Origin of the sequence: Pseudomonas sp. UMAB-08, assembly GCF_900095225.1 — a bacterium.
GTDB lineage: Bacteria > Pseudomonadota > Gammaproteobacteria > Pseudomonadales > Pseudomonadaceae > Aquipseudomonas.
The window spans coordinates 143,459-165,278 of record NZ_LT607414.1 but is presented as its reverse complement, the minus strand read 5'-3'; the positions used below and the strand labels follow the sequence as shown (position 1 = coordinate 165,278).

Below are 21,820 nucleotides of genomic sequence, written 5' to 3'. Positions count from 1 at the left end.
TTTTCCTACTCGTCCGTCGACGGTTGATTACCGGTGTACTCGGTTACGCCCATTGCGTTTGGCTTGGTAAAGCGCGTCATCGGCACGCGTGACGAGGCTTTCCAGGGTGTCACCCGCTTCGAAGAGGGCGACACCAAAGGAGGCCGTTATAGTGTCGAGCACTTTGTCCGCTTTACGGGCCTTGATCCGTAATGACTGGATCTTCAGGCGCAGTTGCTCGGCGAAGGCATGGGCGCTGGCGAGATCGGTGCACTGCTTCAGGATGACGCAGAATTCTTCACCGCCATAGCGTGCCGCCGTGGCGTGAGGTGGAAGCGAGTCCCGTAGCACCTGGCCGACGTGTTGGAGTACGCGGTCACCTAGAGGGTGACCGTACTGGTCATTGAATTGTTTGAAGTGATCGATATCCAGCATCACCAAGGCCACCGTCTGGGGCGCGTTGCTTAGCGCTTGTTCCAGCAGCCGGGTGAAGGTGTCTCGGTTGAACACCTGGGTCAGACCGTCCAGCGTCGCGGCCAGTTGGGCACGTTCAAGCTTGTCTCGCAGGTTTTTGATCTCACTTTGAGCCGCATGCAGTTGAGACAGGAAAAGCGCTTGCTGATCCTGCATGAGCTGGGTGCTCTGTTGCAGCTCGCTGAGTATGCCGGGCAATCGCTCATCGATCGGCTCATCAAGCATGTCGAGGCAATGCCCGAGGCTGGCCTGAAAGTTAAGATTGCCCTTCACGTGATGCGAAACGTCTCGCTCCATGCCGTCTACCAGACTGATCGCTTGTTGCTGCCCGATGCGGGCATCCTCCAGCTCGTCGCGGATGATGTAGTCGCGAAAAAGCTTGGCCGCGGATTCCGGAGGGAAATAGTCGAAGTCTCGGACAACCCGATCCAGGTGGCGATTGAGTTCTGGTTCCTGGCCCTTGCTGTAGGTGTACCAGAGGGCGTAGTGCACGGGGTTGGGCGCAATGTTATGACGCACCATCAAAGGTACAGCTTGCTTCAGCAGGGCCGCCGCCTCGCGGGTATCCTCTGGATAGAGTGCCAGGGCAGTCGCTCGCTTCTTTGATTGGCTCATAACATCACTGTTGTTGTTTATTTTGGCGAATATACAGCAAGGTTCCGCTGTCCGCGACGACTCACAAAACAAGCAGGGTCTTGCATAAAAAAACAGGCCCGGAAGGCTGATCTACGGTACGTAGATTGCACTTCCAGGCCTGTCTCTTCGCCCGTCACACAAGGTTCAACTGCTCAGTCCTTCACGCCACCAACCGATGGCAGAAGTACACCACCAGTACACCCGCAGCCAACGTCACGTACGGCAATATGCCTGCGCGTTTGGCGCCGTCATCTGCCTGAATGTACAGGTCGGTCATCATGGCGGCGGGGAAGCGGCCCTTGTCTTGTACGTAGTGCCGATAGAAGAACACCGGGATGATCAGCAGCGCCAGCAGCACGCCGGTGAACAAGGTGCCTGCGCCCCAGATGTCGGCGCCAAGGCCCATGCACGCGAGGTTGACGAAGCTCAGTACGCCACCCAGGACCAGCAACACGGTGGGTGCTTTGTAGGGGCGCACCCAGTCCGGGCGGTCCATGCGGTGGATCCAGCCAGCGTTGAGGTTGAGGAAGTTGAAGATAATGTAGCTGACGTTGGACGCCGCGAGGACGAACACGTAGTCGGACATCAGCAGCAACAGCAGGTTGAACGACAGGTCGGTCCACATGGCTGCGGTGGGGGCACCGTGTTCATTGGTGCGGCCCAGGTATTTCGGCAGCCAGCCATCCACGGAGGCTTGGTACAAGGTGCGCGACGAGCCGGACATCGAGGTCATGATCGCCAGCAAAGTGGCGAGGATCAGCATGATCAGGACGATATTGGCAACAAGCTTGCCGCCACCGATGCTGTCGGCCATGGCCTGACCCACGCCCATGCCACTGTAGATCGCCGGGGACAGCAGGCCGCTGTAGACCGCCGGGGTGGTGATTACGCCGTTGGCATCCACCACCGCCGCGCTGACCAGTTGACCGAGACCAAGGCTGCCCTGAAATGCCATGGGTACCAGGGTGAACACCAGAATGCACAGCAGACCGGCATAGAAAATCGCCTTGAAGGTGTCACGCTTGGGGTCTTTGAACTCGCGGGTGTAGCACACGGCGGTCTCGAAACCGTAGGTCGACCACGCGGCCATGAATAAGCCACCGGCCATCAGCGACCAACCGGAAATGTCCCAGGCGCCATCGATGACCAGCCCGCCGGCATCGTGAGCCAAGGGATACAGCGGCAGGAAGTTAGCGTGGGTGGCATCGCCGGTCAGCAACGGCACCACGCCGACCAACAGCAGCGGGATCAGTGAGGTGACGCCGAGGATCAAGGTCAGGCGCGCCGAGCGCAGAATGCCGCCGTGTTGCACCGCGAACACCCCGAGCAGAATCACCACGCCCACGACGAAGGTCGCGTTCAGGCGCAGGGACAGCCCGCTTTTGATCCAGCCCAGGTCCAGCAGCGTCAACTGCCAGGTATTGATCAGTGCATCGGGTGCAAACAACGCAGTGAGGATATAGCCGGCCGCCAGCCCGGAGCCGATGGACAGCACCGGCGACCATGCCAGCCAGTTGCACCACACCGAGACAGGGGCGATCAGCTTGCTGTAACGCACCCAGGCCACGGCACCATAGACCGATGCTCCACCGGATTTATGCGGAAATAATCCGGCGATTTCGGCGTAGGTGAAGGCCTGGATAAAGCCGAACAGGATCGAAACGATCCAGACGATCCATGCCGGTTTACCCACCGTTGCGGCAATCGCACCAATGGAGAACAAGACCAGTGCCGGCACGCCGCTGGCGACCCAGAATGCACCTCTCCAGTCAATTTTGCGATGCAGGCTACCGGCCGTCTGGCCTTCCTGCGGTACGGTCTCGAACGTAGTCGCTTCCATCTCTGTTATCCCATGTGTAAGTAAAGTTGTCGGGGGCAGTCGGAAGTTGAGCCAGCACCCCCTTCGTCGAACCGGAACAGCGGATTCGGCGGACGTAAGGGGTGTCGGTCAGCGAGTGCTTGCGGTCTTGTTTAAAGACTCTTGGTCTCGCTGGTTGGCAACGCAGTAACAGTGTTCGATTAACAGTGTTCGGTGCTGCAGTGACGTGTTCTATCGTTTAACTGCGCACCCGGCTTTTGTCCGGGTCGTAGAAAATCGGTGCCATGACCTGAGCGTCGATGCGCTTTTGCAAACCATCGACCTTGCCCACTTGCAGCGTTGTGCCCACGTCGGCACAGGCGACATCCACCCGGCACAACGCGATATTGCTGGCCAGCAACGGTGAGCGGCAGGCACTGGTGACCACGCCGACCTGAGCGCGGCCGCTGTACACGCCATCGCCGTGATGCGCGCCTTCGTTGCCACTCAATTGCAGGCCTACCAGCTTGTGCATCGGATTGGCACTGCGTCGCAGCAGGGCATCGCGGCCGATGAAGTCGTCGGTTTTGCTCTTGAGTGGCACGCTGAAGCCGATCCCGGCTTCAAAAGGATCGGTCTGGTCGCTGAATTCGTACCCGGCAAATATCAGCCCGGCTTCGATGCGCAGCATGTCCAGTGCTTCAAGGCCCAGCGGGACGATGCCCAGCGGTTCGCCCAGTTGCCAGATGCGATCCCAGACCCGCTCGGCGTCCTGTGGCTGACACCAGACTTCATAGCCCAGCTCGCCGGTGTAGCCGGTGCGGGAAATCATCAACGGGCAACCGTCGTAGTCGTCCAGCCGACCAACCAGGAAACGGAACCAGCCCAGTGCTTCCACGGTCGGCTGAGTGGCCGGAGTCCAGACCATTTGTTTGAGCAATTCACGGCTCAATGGCCCTTGCACCGAGAGGTTGTGAATCTGCTCGCTGGCAGACTTCACCCAGACTTTCATCCCGAGCTTCTGCGCTTGCTCACGCAACCAGACCCCGGCGTAATCCTCGCCACAGATCCAGCGGAAGTTGTCCTGCCCCAGACGCAAGAGGGTGCCGTCGTCGAGCATGCCGCCGTGTTCGTGGCACATCGCCGAATACACCACTTGGCCGATGGCCAGGCGCCGAACGTCGCGGGTCAGGCAGTACTGGAGCAAGGCTTCAGCGTCCGGGCCGATGATTTCGAATTTGCGCAGGGCAGTCAGGTCCATCACCGCCACCCGTTCGCGGCAGCCGTAATATTCATCGATGGCGCCGAACCCGTCATAGCGCAGCGGCAACCACCAGTTGCGGTAATCGGTGAAGCTGCCGGTGAGGGCGCTGGTGCGAGAGTGAAAGCCAGACTCACGGGTCAGCGTCGGGTCGGCATCAGCAGTTTTTCGAGTGGCCATGGCGATAGAAAAGCGCTCCTTGTCGGAATAGACACGAATCTGGATGTCGGTCGGGTTCCAGCCGTTGGCCGGGTCAATGTCATCCGGGCACGATGAGCTGGCGCAGACCAGATCTGTCATGGCCCGCAACAAAACGTAATCTCCCGGTCTGGACCAGGGTTCATCCAGGGTCATTTGCTGGTGCGCATCGATCCCGGTGTTGAAGAAAAAGTTGATGGCCGGCCAACCGCTGCGGGCTTGTACCCCGAAGGATTCCAGCGCACGACTGATGTTGTCACTGCAGTTGTCGTGCCCAAAATAGCCGTGACTTTCGTAGTAGCGAGCGGCGCAGGCCAGGGCAAAGGAGTCATGGCGGCCCACGGTGTCGCGCACCACTTCCAGCATGGGCTGCATCTGCCGGTCAAAAAACTTGGCGAACAGGCCCGGAGCGGGGTAGGCGTTACCGTTGAGGGTCCGCGTGACGGTTTGATCGAGGTCCAGCTCTTGCCGACGATCCAGTGCCCGGTGATTGAGGGCGACGAAATCCGAGCATTGCCGTCCGGCAACATCAAGCACCTGGATGTACTGGCCCTGGCGCACGGTGTAGCTGTGCGCAGTGCCAGCGCGAACGGTGAACTCCTGCAGCGGCTCACCTAAGGGCTCGGGCGGGGGCGGGACCAGAATCGACGAGGGGTTGGCCCGCTGCACGATCAGTCGCAGCTCGCTGGCCGTCTGTTGCAGATCGACGGCGCCGGGCTCACTCGGCGCAGCGACGATGATCAACAATGCTTCGCCCGCCACGAAGCTGCGGCTGTACCCGGCAGGTGAGTCTTCGTCCCACAGCGAAGCTGATTCGGGAAGGCGATGCGGGTCTACGCCGCGCTTGCCCAACGCTTGCACAATGCGTCGGGTTTGCAGGCTGGGTTCAGCGAGCTGCGTCGCGATAAAGCGGCACCCCCATGTTGCCACCAGCCCCAACGCGGCCAGGGTTGTGCGCCCCAGTCTGTCGAACGCCAGCAGCTCGCAGGGTTGCAACCCTTCGATGTCGATCACTTGCAGGGTGTCGCCGGGTTCCAGGGCGATCAGCGTCAGACCGCCACCGGCTACCCGATAGCGTTCAATCGCAGGCGCCCGGGCAAACAACCCCGGTTCCCACGGGTGCGAAACACGCGGTGCACTCATGTGGATGCTCCTTTATCTGGCGTACAGGCTCAGCCGACGGATTTGATGGCAGTGGGCGCATCGCCCAGATACGCGGCCATGGAGTCATCCAGTGCTTCAAGCCAGGGCGTGTGATGGGGCGGTGATTGGGTGCCAGTCATCAGCGAGCGATAGGACTTGTCGCGATACCCCATGATGTTTTCGGCTTTGTCGTGCTTCCAGTTCAGGAAGGTGTTGTTGACGGCGGGGATATCGAAGCTCGGGTAGTCAGTGGCGTCTACCAGTTGTTGAATGTATGAGCCCTGGAATTCGAACATCTGCGAGGTGGTTTCCAGCGCCAGCTCACGCTCCTGCCATTGTTTGCTGTCAGCGATCATGTGGGCCTGATCGGGCAGGGCGATGCGTTTCAGAATCACGTCGCGGGCATACCAGGCCTGAGCGTCGAACATGTTGAACGAGTACCACTGGTCCTGCATGCCGAGGTACATCATCTGCGGGTTGGATTCCCAGAAAATGCCCTTGTACAGGTTCATCGGCCACAGACGGTTGTCGGTCTTGAGGCACAGTTCGTCCGGCAGGAACGGGAAGTTATGTTTGTAGCCCGTGCAGAGGATCACCGCATCGATGTGCTTGTGGCTGCCATCGATGAAGTACGCGCGATTTTTCTCCAGGCGTTGCAGCAGCGGCTTTTCTTCCCAGTTGGCAGGCCAGTCATAGGCCATCGGCTCGGTGCGGTAGCAACTGGTAATGCTGCGGGCGCCGTATTTGTAGCATTGCGAGCCGATATCCTCGGCCGAGTAGCTGCTGCCGATCAGCAACAGATCCTTGCCCTTGAATTCCAGCGCATCGCGGAAATCGTGCGCATGCAAGATGCGCCCGCCGAAATGTTCGAAACCGGGGAAATACGGCATGTTCGGCGTCGAGAAATGGCCGCTGGCGTTGATGACGTAATCGAACGCTTCCGACGTCTGGGTATTGCTGTTGTGGTCTTGGGCGACGACTGTAAAACGCTTGCTTTGCGGGTCGTAGCTGACGTGGCGCACCGCGTTATTAAAGCGGATGTAATCGCGAACCCCGGCCTTTTCGACGCGGCCCTTGATGTAGTCCCACAGCACTTCCCGTGGTGGATACGAGGCGATAGGGCGGCCGAAATGCTCCTCAAAGGTGTAGTCCGCGAACTCCAGGCACTCTTTTGGGCCGTTGGACCACAGGTAGCGGTACATACTGCCGTGGACCGGCTCGCCGTTTTCATCCAGGCCGGTGCGCCAGGTGTAGTTCCACATGCCGCCCCAGTCTTGCTGTTTCTCGTAGCAGACCAGTTCGGGGATTTCTGCTCCCTTGTCCCTGGCCGATTGAAAAGCCCGGAGTTGCGCCATGCCGCAAGGGCCAGCGCCGATGATTGCAACGCGTAGGGTCATGTTCGTGCCTCGTGTCTTGGGTCTTTCTGAAATGGGTGATGAGTTGCTGAAGCCTTGGCTCATCAACGAAAAATTACCGTCTTGTCCTGGTTGATGAACACGCGGTGTTCCAGGTGGTATTTCAGGGCTTTGGAAAGTGCGACGGTTTCGGTGTCGCGGCCAATGGCGACCAGCGCATCGGGCAGGTAGGTGTGGTCCACACGCTGGATTTCCTGCTCGATGATCGGGCCTTCGTCCAGGTCGGAGGTGACGTAGTGGGCGGTGGCGCCGATCAGCTTCACGCCGCGCTCGTAAGCCTGGTGATAGGGCTTGGCGCCTTTGAAACCGGGGAGGAACGAATGGTGAATGTTGATCGCGCGGCCGGACAACTGCTTGCACAGGTTGTCCGACAGAATCTGCATATAGCGGGCGAGGACTACCAGGTCGGTCTCGGTCTCTTCGACGATTCGCAGCAGCTCGGCTTCCTGGCTGGATTTACTTTCTTTGGTCACCGGCAGATAGATAAAGCGGATGCCCTCGCGTTCGGCCATCGGCCTCAAGTCCAGGTGGTTAGAGACAATGGCGGTGATTTGCATGTCCATCTCGCCTTTACGGTGGCGATACAGGAGGTCGGTCAGGCAGTGGTCGAACTTGCTGACCATCAGCAGCACGCGGGTCGGCTTGGCCGAACTGAACAGCTGCCATTGCATGTCGAAACCGCCAGCCAGTTGGGTCATGCCCTGGCGTAACGCAGCCGTGTCACCGACTACGTCCTTGTTGAACCGAAACACGGCGCGCATGAAAAATCGCCCGGTGAATTCGTCATCGAACTGCGACAGTTCGCTGATATAGCAAGCCTGTTCGGCCAGCCAGGACGTGACCGCTGCAACAATGCCGGAGGCGGCAGGGCAGCTGATCTTGAGGATGTAATGCTCGTGTGACGTGTCCATCGGGGTCTCCCTCGTAGTTGAAGTGGCGCAGGCGGTCGATCAGCCTTTGGCAGTGCGTTTGGTTTTTTCCGGGTCATCGAAGGGCAGGGCATGGGTCATGGCGCTCGCCTCCAAACTGCCGCGCACCTGCAGGGCAACGCCTGGCGCCGCGCAGTCAACTGCAATGCGGGCGATGGCCATGGAGCGTTTGCTCAGGCGCGAATACATGCCACAGGTGATGACGCCGACCTGTTTGCCGTCGTGCCACAGGGTGTCGCCGGCGTCAGCAGCGCGGGCGCCCTCTATCAGTACGCCGGCAATCTTGAAGCGCTCTTGGCCGCGCAGACGGAAGTGTTCGTGGGCGCCGCGGAAGTCCTGTTTCTCCGGGGATACGGTGAAATCCAGACCCAACTCCCACAGCGTGTCGCCGGCTTTTTGATCGGCGAAGGGGTACATCTGCGAGTTGTCGTAGGGGAAGAACATCAGCGCGCTTTCCACCCGCAACCAGTCGAGGGCGGTGAAGGCGCACGGAATGATGCCCATGCTCGCCCCCTGTTCGAGGATCTCGTCCCACAACAGCGGGGCATCAGCGGCCTTGCAGAAGATTTCGTAGCCGCGTTCACCGGTATAGCCTGTGCGGGAAATCATCACCGGACGGCCGAACAACTTGGTTTGCAGGTGGTGGAAGTACGGCAGCTGACGGATGCCCGGTACGTGTTCGGCGAGGAAGTCCACTGCCAGCGGCCCTTGCAGCGACAGGTCATGCAGGTCGTCGTCGAACAACACCGCGACCTGACGGCCTTGTGCTGCGCGCACCAGCATCTCGTAGCCAGTGCCTGCGCCGTGGACCACCATGAACGCGTTGGGGCCGGTGCGGTAAACGATGCAGTCGTCGACAAACTTGCCATCCTCATCAAGCATCGAGGCGTACACCGATTTGCCGGGGTAGAGTTTGGCGATGTCACGGGTGGTCGCCCATTGCAGCAGGCTTTCGGCGTGAGGGCCGACGTAATGGACCTTTTTCAGTCCTGATACATCCATCAGGCCAGCGCGTGTGCGGATCGCCTGATGGTGGTCGGCGAGGTCTGTGGCATAGGTCCAGGCGGTGCCCATGCCGTTCCAGTCTTCAAGCTGAGAGCCAAGCGCGCGGTGACGTTCAGCCAATGCGGAGATGCGCCATGAATGGGCCATGTGGTGATTCCTTGTCTGGAAAAAGGGCAACGAAAAGTGTTCAGGTCAACTTTTCAGGATTGGGTATCGAAGCGGCTTAACCACTCGACCAGGGTTTGCCGATAGCGGGTCATGCCCTTGTAGTCGGCGATGGGGTCGGGCAAATCACGCAACACCCGGTGCAGGCGGCAGCCCCAGCCGGGGTGGCTGACCAGTTCGTTCATGCTGATCAGGTAAGTGCGGATGCTGAACATCAGGCCGTTGCTGCGGGGCAAGCGCGCCATGAATTGCAGCTCCACACGCAGGTGCACGAGTTGGCCGACGTTGTCGGCAGTGACGCTGCCGCGTTCGGCGCCCCATTCGTGGAAGGTCTCGGACGAAGAGTCCAGGCGCGGATTGATGGTCAGCGTCCAGTTCAACCGACGTACGGGCTGATCCACTTGAATGTTGAGCAGGTGCTTCAGCGCCCGCTCGAAAATGCCCATTTGGTTGGCCATCGGAACCGGTGAGTGCCATTGCTTGAAGCTCATTCCGGCGTCGAAAGCCAGGGACCAGTCAGCCGGGTTGGTGACCATTCCTGCGTCCATGAACAGATCGCCGTCGCGCTGGTCGAGCAAGGCGATGTCGCCTTGTACCTGACGGGTGATGAACTCCAGAGGCTCACAGGGCAGGGTCGAGGCATCGCCGAAGCTAAACACCTGATCTATGTCCAGCGCCTTGTTACGCCAATGCCAACGATCACCGTTGCAGCTCAGTTCGAACCACTGCGGGTAGTCGGCTGACAGGTGCTCCATGAACATCTGCAAGGCATCCCAGGCCGCTTCCTGCATATGCGGCATGACCAGATAGCGGCTTGGGTCTTTGTCCAGAACCAGGGCGCGCTCGGCCATTTCCGAACGGTAATGCTCGTCGATGTCGAACCAGTGCTGGTAAACCGACCCCGATTCCTTGGCACGTGCCGGTTCGATGTTCACCGAGTACATGTAGCTGTCTTCGATGAACGGAAAGGGGAAGCGCTCGATGGCGAATGCACTGTTGCGAAAGCTGAACGTATCCCGGTAGCTTTCCAGAGGGCTGAATTGAACGGTCATGGTCGACTCCTAAAGGTCCAGCAAAACGGAAGAACCGCAGGCGCGAGAGACGCAGGGCATAAGGAATTCAGCCTGCTCGGCAGCGCTGAGAACATGGTCGCGGTGTTCGATATCGCCCTTGAGATGACGCGTAGCGCACTGCCCGCAGACCCCGCCGCGGCACAGGTTGGGGATTTCCAGGCCGGCTGATTCCAGCGCCTCGAGCAGGCTTTGCTCGGCGCTGACCTGAATCCGTCGTCCGCTGCGCGCCAGCTCCAGGCTGAACGGCAGGCCCGGCTCCGCACCGCTAAAGGCTTCCCAATGCACTCGGCCCTCCGGCCAGCCAAGGGCCTTGGCCTGCTCCTTTACGCCCATCAACAAACGTTCCGGGCCGCAGACATAGACATGACTGCCCAATGGCCGCTCGCTGAGAACTGCCGCCAGATCGAGGGTCTCGCCAGCGCTGCTGTCATAGCCATGCAGACGCGCACCCAGGCGTTGTTGCAGTTCGTCGGTGTAGGCGTCGGTCAGGCCTTTGCGGTAGGCGTAATGCAGCTCGAAATCGGCGTGACGTTGCTCCAGCGCAGTGATGTACGCCAGGAACGGCGTGATGCCGATGCCGCCGGCAATCAGGATGTGCTGGCGTGCAGCTGAGTGCAGGGCAAACAGGTTGGCCGGGGGCGAGATGCGCAGGCTGTCGCCGACCTGCACCTGTTGATGCAAAAACCGAGAACCGCCACGGGAGTCGTCCTGCAAACGCACGGCGATGCGGTAGTGATAGAGGTCGGCAGGGTCGCTGGTCAGCGAGTAGGCATTGCGCAGACTGCGTTCGCCCAACGGCAGATGGACCTGCACGTGACTGCCCGCGGAAAATCCCGGCAAGCGCCCGGAAGGACTGGCGAACGTGAGCTCGCGAATCACCGGGGTCAGCATTTTTGCGTCGGTGACCCGCACCTCCAGAACCGTGCTCATGGTCGTGCTCCTGACGTGGCCTGGGAGTAGGGCTGATCAGGGTTGTCGCAGACGCCCAGATAAGCCCCCAGGCGCTGGGAAAAATGCTCGCGCACACCCAGCACGACATGGCAGTGGATGCAGGCCACTTGGCCTTCGGGACCACTGTCCTGAAGCCTGGCGCAGTGCACGCAATACACACGACGTTTTGTGGGTCCGGATTCGATCAGGTCGATTTCTTCGTTGTGCATTCCCGCCGCGTGGGCCATGCCGTGGACATGCCACAGAAACGCTTCGTCGCCGAGGATATAAAGGTGGGTGCCAACCGCTGCGGCATGGAGCAAACCTTTGAGTTGCTGCTCGAATCCGTCTACCCCGGCGCAGAGCACTCGGGGTGCGGGCAGCGCCGCTTGATCAAAGTGCTGGATCAAGTCCCCCAGCGCTTTTGAAGTGGCGGACTGCGTCACCAGAATGTGATGCAGCGCATGGGGGCGCAACGTCGGTTCGCGGTACACCGGCACACTATGCGGTCTGTACGGCGCAGCGCTTTGTGTCTCAGTCATTGCAACCCTCCTGGTGGTTCAGTGTTTCAAAATCGGTCGATTGAACGTCCTGATCTGGTGCACAGGCTGGGCGTTTGGCCTTAGCCTGGTGCGCTGCTTTTCGGTGATTTACCGTGCGCAGGATCGGTGTCGTTGTTTCCTGGTGGGGAAGATAGTTTCCCAAAAGGAATTACTGCTCAATCTAGAAAAAGAGATATCTCTTTTGGGGTAGTCCGCCGGTAATAACCGCGAAGGCATGGAAGTTGCTCGGCAAACGCCATAGATTTCCAAAGGGCAGGCGGATGTCATTGAAAGCTCCAATGCGACCCGGGTGGTTGGGCCAATGGTTCCTGCGCACGCGACCACGTCAGGTGGACGACGTGCGCGCCTTGCTGGCCAAACTGCCGCTATGCCTGGCACGCGCAGACGATGCTTTGCCCGATTTTCTCGACCGATTCGAAGCGCTGAACCCCGGTAGCAAGCTGGGGGTGTTATTGACCGGCGAAGATTTCGGCCCCACGCGCCGGGCTATGGTCAGCCCGTGCGATGAGGTCTCCAGTTGCCCTTGGCGCGACGGCGAGATGGCTGAGGCGCCGTTGGTGTGCCCTGCGTGCCAGAGCCGTGGGCGTCATCGATTACTGACCGCTTTACCAGGCACTGCACCCGGCAAGCGCGGAGTCTTGTTGCTGGACACGCCATACCCTGCCAGTCGCGAGTTTCATGGCGTGCTGAGGGAGACGGCGCGGGGGGTGGGGGTCACGGTGCAGTTGCTGTGTCACAAGCGAGAACAGCAACGCAAAGAGGCAACGTTCCAGCACGGTGCGTTAGCGCGTGAACTTCACGATTCGGTTGCACAACAATTGGGCTATCTGTCGTTTCAGGCCAGCCTGATGCAGGCAGCGCTGCGTGAGCCCGAGCAGGCCGCCGTTCTGCTGACTGATTTACGCGGCGGGTTGAGCCAATTGCAACGCCAGGTGCGCGAACTGATCACCAGCGCTCGCCTGACCATGGATGGACGCTCGCTGCGTCAGGCACTGGCTGATTCCGTAGCCGAGTTTTCCCGGCGCTGCATCATCGTGTTCGAGCTGGACAACCGTTTGACCGAGGATGCGCTGTACCCGGAAACCGAATTGCAGATTTTGCAGATCATCCGGGAAGCATTGGCCAACGTGGTGCGGCACTCCCACGCCCGGCATGTGCGGATCGAACTGCGCCAGACCCCGCAAGGCGAGATTTCGGTGACCGTCGAAGATGACGGCATCGGCTTGAGCCCCGCGTCGCTGGAGGAAAATCATTATGGCCTGGCGATCATTCGTGAGCGCGCCTCGACCATCGGCGCGCAGTTGTCCATCGAAACCATTCGCCCTCACGGCGCTCGCGTGCACCTGACCCTTATCCAGAACAATGACGACCCACAGAGGCGCTTCGATGAACAGCACGACCTTATTGTTGATCGATGACCATCCCTTGTTCCGCAAGGGGCTGGCGCAATTGTTTGCCGCCAGCGATGACTTCGATGTGGTTGGCCAGGCCGCCAGCGGCAGGGAAGGGATCAACCTGGCCCTGCGCCTGACGCCCAAGCTGGTCTTGCTGGACCTGCACATGCCGGGCTTGAGCGGTTTGCAGGTGCTCGACGAGATGAAGCAGTTGGGGCTCGAGTGTCAGATCGTGGTCTTGACCGCTTCGATGGATCGCGGCGAGCTGCTGACGGCCTTGCGCCTGGGTGCCAGCGGCTACGTCTTGAAAGAAACTGAGCCGGAAGCGCTATTGGCGTACATGCGCAATTGCAGCAAAGGCGCGATTGTCCTGGATGACTGTCTGGTCTCGCTGCTGGCCGGGCACAACGACATCAGTGCCGATGCCCCGCTGGACGGGATCGACGCCTGTGGCCTGACTGATCGCGAAGCACAAACGCTGGCATTGATCGCCTCGGGCATGAGCAATAAACAGATAGGCCGTGAGCTGGGTATCAGCGATGGCACCGTGAAGATCTACGTGAAGAACCTGTTGCAGAAGCTCAACCTGCGTTCGCGACTGGAGCTGGCAGCCTGGGTGCACAAGGCTGCGTCAATGAGAAAAGAGGAGCGGCATTGATGGCCGAGCACAGCGCGTCAACGCTTGAGTCGATATTTACCCGTCAGGCACTGCAGTATATGGATGTATTCCCCATCGCCTTGCTAGAGCTCACTGACAACGGCGAGATCACCCAGTACAACACCGCCTGGGCAGACCTGATGGAGCTGCCGGGCGATGAGCGAAACATGGTTGAATACGTGCACCAGGAAGACCGTTCCCTGTGGCGGCAGGCGTTGTATGAGTTGCGCCACCGCCCTGATATTTCCTTCAATCAGCGCCTGCGTTTCGTGCACCCCCAAGGTGAGCTGCGGTGGTTCGACATCAGCCTGAAGCGGCGCGACGTCAGGTTTTATCTGGTGGTCAACGACATCACCCAGCACAAGCGCCGCGAGATCGCCTTGCAGGCCAGTCAACGCAGCGCCCTCAGCCTGCTGGACAGCATGCCCGGCCTGATTTATCGCGGCCGCAACAACCACGACTGGACCATGGAGTTCGTCAGTGCTGGCTGTCTGCAGCTCACCGGTTACCCCGCAGAGCGCTTGATGGACAGTCATGACTGCACCTATAACAGCCTGATCCACCCCGACGATGCGGATTACGTCTGGCGCGAGGTTCAATACGCCTTGACTCGTTACCAGCCCTACGAACTCAGGTACCGGATTCGCTGCGCAGACAACTCGATCAAGAACGTCTGGGAAAAGGGTGTTGGCATCTATTCGGACAGCCGTGAGGTGTTGGGTATCGAGGGTGCTATTTTTGAAATTGTCACTCCGTAGGCAGGTCCGGCGTGAAGGGCTGTTAGCCGGTACTTGCTATTACCTTTACGTTAACGTAAATAATGGGCCACGTGCTTTTGCCATTGGCCCAGGTTTTGCTCTTTGCAGAGAACACCTGCCTGACCGGGCAAACTTTTCTTTACTGCCACCTGAACCGGGTGTAGATATTCTCAACAGCTTGCGTGTCTCGTCGCCAGCTCCGGGAGTGGCTCGGGGATGCACTGGGCGGACCGATTCGGAGCGCTGAATGTCGCTAATAAAAACAATAAATGCTGAGTTACAAGGCGAAGCCCGGCTGGCCCGGGAGACACTGCACGGCGAAGGCGAAGTGCCCGATGGGGTGCTGCGCGCCGAAATTGATGCCTCATGGCGGCGCAGTCTCAGCCACGGTGTGCATTTCAATAGCAAACACGAGCTCGCGCTGGAGTCGACGGCCAGTCTTGAGTTGCTGTTGGCGAGCAATCGCCTGCTTATCGACGCCGCGACGCCGGAGATCGACTACCTGGCGGCTCAGCAAGGTAAGGAAGGGCTGATTATTCTGGCCAATGCCGACGCCACCATTCTCGCCCTTGAAGGTCGCGCCGATGACCTTAAAGGCAGCGGTTTACAGGACATCGCTCTGGGTGCCTGTTGGAGTGAGGCGGCTCGCGGCACCAATGCCTTGGGCACTGCGCTGGTCGATGCGCGTCCGACATTGATCGATTGTGGCGAGCACTTTCTGGATCGCTTGAGTCCTTTCTCATGCACCTCTGTGCCGATTCACAGCCCCCATGGCGAGCTGCTCGGTGTGCTTGACCTGACCCGCGAAGGCCCTTTAGGGCGCGTTCAGGACAGCACAGCGCTGTTGTGCATGGCCGTCACCCAGATTGAAAGCCGCGTGTTCAACGCGACCTATCCGGATCAAATCGTCCTGGCCTTCCACAGTCGTCGCCAATACCTTGAATCCGCATGGCAGGGCCTGCTGGCATTGGACTTGACCGGGAAAATTCTGGCGGTCAGCGCGCATGCCTGTCAGTTGCTCGGTGCGCCTCGTGCAGGGTTGGTGGGTCGACGCTGTGAAGAGTTTCTGGGCATCGATGGCCTGCAACTGCTCGCGCGTCTGCGGCAGGGCAGCATAGGCAGCCTGCAAACCGCCAAGGGCGAGTTCTTCTATAAAGCCCTGCGCGCGCCACAACGCTCGCCCAACGTGGCCAGTGTTCCCCGGGGCACGCCGAAAGCGGCCCCGGCGCAACCCGATCTCGAGGCGCTGGCGGGAGGTAACAGTCGGTATGCCCGCGCGCTGCGCATGGCACGCCAAGGGCTGGCGAACGAGCTGCCGGTTTTGCTGCTGGGCGAAACGGGGACCGGCAAGGAGGTCATCGCCCGGGCCCTGCACAGGGCAGGTACGCGCGGCGATAAGCCGTTTATCGCAGTGAACTGTGCGGCCATCCCTGAAGGGTTGATCGAGTCCGAGTTGTTTGGTTATCGCGAAGGTGCTTTCACCGGCTCACGGCGTGGCGGCATGATTGGTCGCCTGCAACAGGCCCATGGCGGAACGCTGTTTCTCGACGAGATCGGTGACATGCCCTTGGCGCTCCAGGCCCGTTTGCTGCGCGTGTTGCAGGACCGCAAGGTCGCACCGTTGGGCGCAGGCGAGGAACAGGATATCGACGTCGCACTGATCTGTGCCACCCACCGCGATCTCAAGCGTCAGGTTGAGGAAAAGCAGTTCCGTGAGGATCTTTTTTACCGGGTGAATGGCATCAGCGTGATGTTGCCCGCCTTGCGTGAGCGTGACGATTTTGATGCGCTGGTGAGCAGCTTGTTGGGCAAATTGGGCAATGTGACGGTCAAGCTCTCCACTGATTTGCAATCGTTGCTGGCGGGCTACCACTGGCCGGGCAACATACGCCAGTTGGAGATGGTGCTGCGCACAGTGTTGGCCATGCGCGACGAGGGCGAAAGCGAGTTGGGGCTGGAGCACCTGCCCGACAGCATGCTTGATGACCTGAGCGCGTGTGACCGTCCTCAAACCGGCCGTATTCGCGAGAATGAACTCGAATTGATCCGCAATTCCCTGGACAGTCATCAGGGCAACGTTTCGGCCGCCGCTGACGCGTTAGGCATCAGTCGGGCGACGCTGTACCGCAAGCTCAAACAGTTGCGCAGCTGATGCAGCGATTGATTGTCAGGCTGGTCGACAGCAAGGACCCGCAGGCACTCCACGACGCGTTGACATGGCTGTATGGCTTCGTCCGTCCGCATCGCCTGGCCATCGGCGGTTTGTTGGGCCTGTCGCTGTGTGCTTCGTTGCTGGTGCTGGTGCAACCCTGGCTGACCAAGTTGCTGATCGACGATGGTTTGCTGGCGCGTAACTTTTCGATGCTGACCTTGATCGCCGGATTGATGATCGGTGCCGGGCTGCTGGGCACGGTGTTATCCGGGATCAACCGTTATCTGTATACGCGACTGTCCGGACGGATCCTGTTCGCGTTGCGTGACGAAATTTATCGGCATTTACAGACATTGTCGCCGACGTTCTATGGACAGCGACGCATTGGCGACTTGATGTCCCGGCTTGATGGCGATGTCGCGGAGGTCCAGCGCTTTGCCGTCGATTCACTGTTCTCGGCGGTCTCCAGCATCATCGGGCTGGTCTTCGCGGTGGCGATGTTATTGGCCCTGTCCTGGAAACTGTCACTGCTGGCCGTGGTGTTGATTCCTTTGGACATCCTCTGGCTGCGCTGGATGCGGCGTAAAGTCGCGCATGAGGTCAAACAGCTGCGCGAGCGCTCGGCGGACGTGTCGTCCTTCATGGTCGAAACCCTGCCCGTGATGAAGTTCATCCAGGCCGCTGGTCAGCAACAGCGCGAAGCACGCAGGCTGGAGGCCTTGGGGCAGGGCTACATGACTCAACTGCTGCGCCTGCAAGTGACTGAATTCTTCACCCAGGCGGTGCCCGGCACCTTGACCTCATTGTCTCGGGCCTGCGCGTTCCTGATCGGTGGTTATTGGGTGGTGCAGGGCACTTGGCAGCTCGGCGCGTTGATCGCCTTTTCGACGTATCTGGGCATGGCCGTCGGCCCGGTGCAGAGCCTGCTCGGACTGTATGTCGCCCTGCAGCGCATGACCGTGAGCCTTGGCCGGGTCATGGAGTTGCGCGGTGAAAAGCCGGGGGTCAGCACGCCGGAGCACCCGCTGCCGATGCCCACCACGGGCGAGGTGTGGTTCCAGTCGGTGCACTTCAGCCATCCGGGGCGTCCGGCGATCCTCAAGGGCATTGATGCGCGTATCCCTTATGGCCTGAAAGTCGCCTTGAGCGGCGGTTCCGGGGTGGGTAAGTCGACGCTGATCGATCTGCTGCAACGCTTTCAGGATCCGCAAGCCGGCCGTGTCCTGCTCGACGGCTGTGATCTGAGGGATCTGGACCTGTTCGAGTTACGTCGGCGCATCGCGGTGGTCAGTCAAGACATCGTGCTGTTTCGCGGGAGTCTGGCGGATAACCTGTCCTACAGCTCGCCAAATGCCAGCCGTGTGGCGATTGCCGAAGTCGCTCATCTGGCGCAACTGGACAGCCTGATCGAGTCCCTGCCCGAAGGCCTCGACAGCCCGCTCGGCGAGCGAGGACAACAGCTTTCCGGTGGGCAGAAACAACGAATCGCTATCGCCCGCGCACTGTTGCAAGACCCCCTGATTCTGGTCCTCGATGAAGCCACCTCGGCGGTAGACGAAGCCACCGAGCGTGAAGTCATTTGCGCCATCGACCGGCTGTTTGCCGGGCGGACACGGATTTTGATCAGTCATCGTCCGTCGACGCTGGCGGATGCGGACCTGCGTTTCCATATGGTGGACGGCGTGCTCACGTCGTCGACAGTCGTCCATGAGGCCTGAATCCCTTATGCAGCCTGTGCGCATCGGCATCGTCGACAGCGGCCATTCGCCCGCGCAACAGCGTCGGGTGGTTGCCAGTCGACGTTTCTTGCTGGTGGAGCAGGGGTTGGCAGAGGACGAGGCGCTGGAGGATGAGCTCGGGCATGGCAGTGCGATCATCGATGCTATTTGCCGACGCGCGCCCGAGGCTGAGTTTTGCGTGGCCCAGGTCTTCGATAAACGTGGGGTCACCAGTGCGATGCAAATCTCAAGCGCGATCGGTTGGCTGGCTGAGCACGAAGTTCGCCTGATCAACTTGAGCCTCGGGATGCGTCAGGACCGAAGCCTGTTGCGTGAAGCCTGTGCGGCGGCGCTCAAACGTGGGGTGTTGCTGTGCGCCTCAAGTCCGGCTCAGGGCGAGGCGGTATTTCCGGCGAGTTACCCCGGTGTGTTGCGGGTTACCGGCGATGCGCGCTGTGGTGAGCAGGATTGGTCGTGGCTCAACAGCACGCAGGCGGATTTCGCCGCGTGCGTGAGTGGCACATTGGCCGGGCAGTCCGGTGCCAGCCTGGGTTGCGCGGCGTTGAGCGGGCACATTGCCGCGTACCTGGCTGAACAACCGAACGCCTCTAACTCGGAAATCATCGACTGGCTACGGGCCCATGCCCGTTACCGTGGTCCTGAGCGGCGGGTCGGGCCATGAGTACGATTCTGATTTTGGGCGCCGGGCCTGCCGGCGCGGCGGTTGCATTGGGCCTGCGCCGGCTCGGTTACCGCGTCTCGATCGTCAGCGAGTGGCGGCGCTTCCCTGCACTGGAAGGTGTCTCGCTGAGGGTGCTGGAGGCGTTGCGTGCGGCGGGTTTGGAACATGCGCTGGTCGATGCGACGCTGCCGTCTCAGCGCAAGGTGTCCTGGAATGGTCAGCAGCACGCACAAAACATTGAATGGCTGCTGGATCGCCCACGGTTTGATCGCGGTCTGCGCGAGGATCTGCAGCGTGCCGGTGTCGAGCTGATCGAGGGGCGTGTGCTGGCGGTGCAATCGTCTGCCTCGGGGCATCAGGTGCAGATTGAAGGCCACGCCGATCTTCAGGCGGACTTTCTGGTCGAGTCACGCGGTCGTCAGGCGCCCGCGTTGGGCAAAGGCCTGCGCGGGCCGGAAACCGTCAGCCTGCTCAACCGCTGGCAGGGCGCGCCGGGTGCGACCGCGAGCGCGGTTGAAAGCATCGAGCAGGGTTGGGTCTGGATGGCGCGCCAGGCCGATGGATGTTGCTACTGGCAACTGACGGTGGATGTGGCCAGCGCCGACTTGCCGGGCAAAGCGCAGTTGCTCGACTACTGTCGGGAAAGACGCCGGACCTCGGCGTTGGCGACGGCATTTTTCGCCGACGGTCCCGAGGTTGATGTGCACCTGCATGCCCGCAGCAGCACGGCCATTCTCTGCCCGCAGGTGTGCGGCGATAACTGGATTCGGGTCGGTGATGCCGCCATGGCGGTGGACCCGCTGTCGGGCAACGGCATCTTTCAGTCACTGTCCTCGGCGCTTCAGGCCCCCGTGGTGATCAACACCTTATTGCGCGCGCCTGAACGGGCGGCGTTGGCCCAGCAGTTTCATCGGCAACGTGTCGAACAGTTGTTTTTGCGCTTCGCCAGGATCGGGCGCGATTTCTATGCCGATGAACAGCGCTGGCAGGATCAACCTTTCTGGAAGGCGCGTCGCCAATGGCCGGACGCTGAGCTGGCGCACAAACCGGCTGATTTCTCGGCCGTCAGCGTGCAGCAGGCACCGGTATTGCGTGACGGTCTGGTGGATGAGGCGGAGGTGGTGGTGACGGCGGATCAACCGCTGGGGGTCTGGCACTTGCAAGGCATCGAGCTGGCGCCCCTGGTCCGTCGTCTGCAAACAGAGCCCGCGCAGCAGGCGCTGGCGGGCTTGTCGAAAGAGCAGGAGCATTTGGTGCGCAGTTGGCTGCTCAGCCAGGGCTACCGCCCTTAAACACCCTCCGGCAGTCAGCCTGTCGGAGGGTGTTGCTGGCTTACAGTTTGATCAGCACGGATTTCAATTCGGTGTAGTGCTCGATGGCGGCATAGCCCATCTCCCGGCCGACCCCGGACATTTTGTAGCCACCGAAAGGCAGCGCTGGATCGAGCGCGCTGTGGCAGTTGACCCACACCGAGCCGGACTTGATCCGGGGGATCATCCGGTGCACGGCGGCCAGGTCGTTTGACCAGACGCTGGCGCCCAGCCCGTAGGGACTGTCGTTGGCCAGACGCAGGGCATCGGCTTCGTCGTCGAAGGGAATCGCCACCAGCACCGGCCCGAAAATTTCTTCCTGAACCAGCGGGTTTTTCTGATCGACACCGACGATCACGGTGGGTTTGACGAAATAGCCCGGCCCGAACTGTTCGCCGCCACAGGCGATGGTCGCACCGCCCTCACGGCCCATCTCGATGTAGCGAGACACCCGCTCTTGTTGCCGGGCCGAGATCAAGGGGCCCATGTCCACGCTAGGGTCCAGGCCGTTGCCAAGCTTCATCGCATTGGCGATATCCGAGATGTCGGCGACCACGTTATCGAAGTGCTTGCGCTGCACATACAGCCGCGAACCGGCGCAGCATACTTGGCCCTGATTGAAGAAGATGGCGCTGGCAGCCCCCGCGGCAGCAGCCGCGAGGTCCGCATCACCCATGACGATGGTCGGTGACTTACCGCCCAGTTCCAGGGTGACACGGGTCATCGAGTCCATGGCGATCTTGCCGATCTGCTTGCCGACGGCGGTGGAGCCGGTGAAGGTCAGCTTGTCGACCAGCGGATTGTGGGTTAGGGCGGAACCGGCAGTGATACCGGTGCCGGTTACCACGTTGAAAACCCCGGCCGGATAGCCAGCTTCGAGTGCCAATTCCGCGAGCTTCAGGGCGCTCATGGGCGTTTCGTCAGCAGGCTTGAGCACCACAGTGCAGCCGGTCGCCAGCGTCGGGCCGAGTTTCCAGCAGGCCAGCAGCAGCGGGAAGTTCCAGGCAACGATAGCGCCCACCACCCCCACGGCCTCGCGGCGGATAAAGCTGTGAAACTGATCGTTGGGCATCAAGGGCATCGAAACTTCGACGCTGGAACCTTCGATCTTGGTTGCCCAACCGGCCATGTAGCGCAGGAAGTCGATGGACAGCTGCACATCCATTACCCGTGCTACCGCAGCACTTTTGCCATTGTTCAGGCATTCGAGCTGGGCCAGCACCTCTGCATCGCGCTCCAGCAGGTCGGCGAGTTTCCACAACAGGTTCTGCCGCTCACGGGGCCGGGTCCGGCTCCAGGCCGAGTCATCAAACGCATGGCGAGCCGCGAGTACCGCGCGATCGACATCGTCCGGCGTCGCGCAGGGCACAGTGCAGAGCACTTCACCGCTGGCGGGGTTATGCAACGTCATGACGTTGCCGTCGGCGGCCTCGACCCACTCGCCGTTGATCAGCATGCGGGGCGCGCGTTTTATGAAGGCAACAGTGGCGGGGAGTAGGGATGAATGGCTCAGCATAGGAGTGACCTCTTGTTATTCGAGTGGATGCGAGGTCTTTCGCAACGGCTGTGCCAAGTCGAC

At 60.6% G+C, this 21,820-nt stretch carries 17 protein-coding genes; 7 read left to right on the top strand and 10 right to left on the bottom strand.

Annotated elements, in window-relative coordinates:
* Positions 1–27 precede the first annotated feature (27 nt).
* The 9 genes from K0F75_RS00700 to K0F75_RS00660 all read right to left on the bottom strand — a co-directional run bounded on the left by K0F75_RS00700 (position 28) and on the right by K0F75_RS00660 (position 11,548).
* Complete coding sequence (locus tag K0F75_RS00700; RefSeq protein WP_219059851.1) at positions 28–1,068, bottom strand: GGDEF domain-containing protein; 1,041 nt, start codon at positions 1,066–1,068, stop codon at positions 28–30.
* A 181-nt stretch (positions 1,069–1,249) separates the two neighbouring features.
* Entirely contained in the window at positions 1,250–2,929 is a 1,680-nt protein-coding gene (locus K0F75_RS00695; RefSeq protein ID WP_219059850.1) for an APC family permease, read from the bottom strand.
* A gap of 217 nt (positions 2,930–3,146) precedes the next feature.
* Entirely contained in the window at positions 3,147–5,489 is a 2,343-nt protein-coding gene (locus K0F75_RS00690; protein ID WP_219059849.1) for a DUF1989 domain-containing protein, read from the bottom strand.
* A 29-nt stretch (positions 5,490–5,518) separates the two neighbouring features.
* Entirely contained in the window at positions 5,519–6,886 is a 1,368-nt protein-coding gene (locus K0F75_RS00685; RefSeq protein WP_219059848.1) for an NAD(P)-binding domain-containing protein, read from the bottom strand.
* 62 nt (positions 6,887–6,948) lie between these two features.
* Positions 6,949–7,815, bottom strand: coding sequence for a formyltetrahydrofolate deformylase (purU, locus tag K0F75_RS00680; RefSeq protein ID WP_219059847.1), 867 nt, complete (start codon positions 7,813–7,815; stop codon positions 6,949–6,951).
* A gap of 39 nt (positions 7,816–7,854) precedes the next feature.
* Entirely contained in the window at positions 7,855–8,985 is a 1,131-nt protein-coding gene (locus K0F75_RS00675) for an aminomethyltransferase family protein (RefSeq protein WP_219059846.1), read from the bottom strand.
* A gap of 53 nt (positions 8,986–9,038) precedes the next feature.
* Positions 9,039–10,055 carry a DUF3445 domain-containing protein gene (locus tag K0F75_RS00670; RefSeq protein WP_219059845.1) on the bottom strand — a complete coding sequence of 339 codons (1,017 nt, stop codon included), beginning with the start codon at positions 10,053–10,055 and terminating at the stop codon, positions 9,039–9,041.
* Between the two features lie 9 nt (positions 10,056–10,064).
* Positions 10,065–11,006, bottom strand: coding sequence for a PDR/VanB family oxidoreductase (locus K0F75_RS00665; protein ID WP_219059844.1), 942 nt, complete (start codon positions 11,004–11,006; stop codon positions 10,065–10,067).
* A complete protein-coding gene (locus K0F75_RS00660; RefSeq protein WP_219059843.1) occupies positions 11,003–11,548 on the bottom strand; it encodes a dimethylamine monooxygenase subunit DmmA family protein in 546 nt (181 codons plus the stop codon). Before K0F75_RS00660 ends, K0F75_RS00665 begins: the two co-directional genes overlap by 4 nt.
* Before the next feature lie 299 nt (positions 11,549–11,847).
* On the opposite strand from K0F75_RS00660, the gene K0F75_RS00655 reads away from it, so the two are divergent.
* From K0F75_RS00655 to K0F75_RS00625, 7 genes are all read left to right on the top strand, one after another.
* Complete coding sequence (locus K0F75_RS00655; RefSeq protein ID WP_219059842.1) at positions 11,848–12,987, top strand: sensor histidine kinase; 1,140 nt, start codon at positions 11,848–11,850, stop codon at positions 12,985–12,987.
* Complete coding sequence (locus tag K0F75_RS00650) at positions 12,956–13,621, top strand: response regulator (protein ID WP_219059841.1); 666 nt, start codon at positions 12,956–12,958, stop codon at positions 13,619–13,621. Before K0F75_RS00655 ends, K0F75_RS00650 begins: the two co-directional genes overlap by 32 nt.
* A complete protein-coding gene (locus tag K0F75_RS00645; protein WP_219059840.1) occupies positions 13,621–14,379 on the top strand; it encodes a PAS domain-containing protein in 759 nt (252 codons plus the stop codon). Before K0F75_RS00650 ends, K0F75_RS00645 begins: the two co-directional genes overlap by 1 nt.
* Positions 14,380–14,626: 247 nt before the next feature.
* Positions 14,627–16,531, top strand: a complete 1,905-nt coding sequence (locus K0F75_RS00640; RefSeq protein WP_219059839.1) for a sigma-54-dependent Fis family transcriptional regulator — start codon at positions 14,627–14,629, stop codon at positions 16,529–16,531.
* Positions 16,531–18,249 carry an ABC transporter ATP-binding protein gene (locus tag K0F75_RS00635; RefSeq protein WP_219059838.1) on the top strand — a complete coding sequence of 573 codons (1,719 nt, stop codon included), beginning with the start codon at positions 16,531–16,533 and terminating at the stop codon, positions 18,247–18,249. The genes K0F75_RS00640 and K0F75_RS00635 overlap by 1 nt, the downstream gene beginning before the upstream one ends.
* Before the next feature lie 7 nt (positions 18,250–18,256).
* Complete coding sequence (locus tag K0F75_RS00630; protein ID WP_374028584.1) at positions 18,257–18,931, top strand: S8 family serine peptidase; 675 nt, start codon at positions 18,257–18,259, stop codon at positions 18,929–18,931.
* Positions 18,928–20,223, top strand: a complete 1,296-nt coding sequence (locus K0F75_RS00625) for an FAD-dependent monooxygenase (protein WP_219059836.1) — start codon at positions 18,928–18,930, stop codon at positions 20,221–20,223. The genes K0F75_RS00630 and K0F75_RS00625 overlap by 4 nt, the downstream gene beginning before the upstream one ends.
* 40 nt (positions 20,224–20,263) lie before the next feature.
* Here the strand turns inward: K0F75_RS00625 and K0F75_RS00620 are convergent, their stop codons facing one another.
* Positions 20,264–21,757: an aldehyde dehydrogenase gene (locus K0F75_RS00620; protein WP_219059835.1), complete on the bottom strand. Its 1,494-nt coding sequence runs from the start codon at positions 21,755–21,757 to the stop codon at positions 20,264–20,266.
* Between the last annotated feature and the right edge of the window lie 63 nt (positions 21,758–21,820).

What these genes read in the sequence shown, in the direction of transcription:
- K0F75_RS00640 (WP_219059839.1), top strand. Translation starts at nt 14,627, where the DNA reads ATGTCGCTAATAAAAACAATAAATGCTGAGTTACAAGGCGAAGCCCGG.
- K0F75_RS00670 (WP_219059845.1), bottom strand. Translation starts at nt 10,055, where the DNA reads ATGACCGTTCAATTCAGCCCTCTGGAAAGCTACCGGGATACGTTCAGC.
- K0F75_RS00700 (WP_219059851.1), bottom strand. Translation starts at nt 1,068, where the DNA reads ATGAGCCAATCAAAGAAGCGAGCGACTGCCCTGGCACTCTATCCAGAG.
- K0F75_RS00630 (WP_374028584.1), top strand. Translation starts at nt 18,257, where the DNA reads ATGCAGCCTGTGCGCATCGGCATCGTCGACAGCGGCCATTCGCCCGCG.
- purU (WP_219059847.1), bottom strand. Translation starts at nt 7,815, where the DNA reads ATGGACACGTCACACGAGCATTACATCCTCAAGATCAGCTGCCCTGCC.
- K0F75_RS00695 (WP_219059850.1), bottom strand. Translation starts at nt 2,929, where the DNA reads ATGGAAGCGACTACGTTCGAGACCGTACCGCAGGAAGGCCAGACGGCC.
- K0F75_RS00620 (WP_219059835.1), bottom strand. Translation starts at nt 21,757, where the DNA reads ATGCTGAGCCATTCATCCCTACTCCCCGCCACTGTTGCCTTCATAAAA.
- K0F75_RS00665 (WP_219059844.1), bottom strand. Translation starts at nt 11,006, where the DNA reads ATGAGCACGGTTCTGGAGGTGCGGGTCACCGACGCAAAAATGCTGACC.
- K0F75_RS00660 (WP_219059843.1), bottom strand. Translation starts at nt 11,548, where the DNA reads ATGACTGAGACACAAAGCGCTGCGCCGTACAGACCGCATAGTGTGCCG.
- K0F75_RS00690 (WP_219059849.1), bottom strand. Translation starts at nt 5,489, where the DNA reads ATGAGTGCACCGCGTGTTTCGCACCCGTGGGAACCGGGGTTGTTTGCC.
- K0F75_RS00645 (WP_219059840.1), top strand. Translation starts at nt 13,621, where the DNA reads ATGGCCGAGCACAGCGCGTCAACGCTTGAGTCGATATTTACCCGTCAG.
- K0F75_RS00655 (WP_219059842.1), top strand. Translation starts at nt 11,848, where the DNA reads ATGCGACCCGGGTGGTTGGGCCAATGGTTCCTGCGCACGCGACCACGT.
- K0F75_RS00650 (WP_219059841.1), top strand. Translation starts at nt 12,956, where the DNA reads ATGAACAGCACGACCTTATTGTTGATCGATGACCATCCCTTGTTCCGC.
- K0F75_RS00685 (WP_219059848.1), bottom strand. Translation starts at nt 6,886, where the DNA reads ATGACCCTACGCGTTGCAATCATCGGCGCTGGCCCTTGCGGCATGGCG.
- K0F75_RS00625 (WP_219059836.1), top strand. Translation starts at nt 18,928, where the DNA reads ATGAGTACGATTCTGATTTTGGGCGCCGGGCCTGCCGGCGCGGCGGTT.
- K0F75_RS00635 (WP_219059838.1), top strand. Translation starts at nt 16,531, where the DNA reads ATGCAGCGATTGATTGTCAGGCTGGTCGACAGCAAGGACCCGCAGGCA.
- K0F75_RS00675 (WP_219059846.1), bottom strand. Translation starts at nt 8,985, where the DNA reads ATGGCCCATTCATGGCGCATCTCCGCATTGGCTGAACGTCACCGCGCG.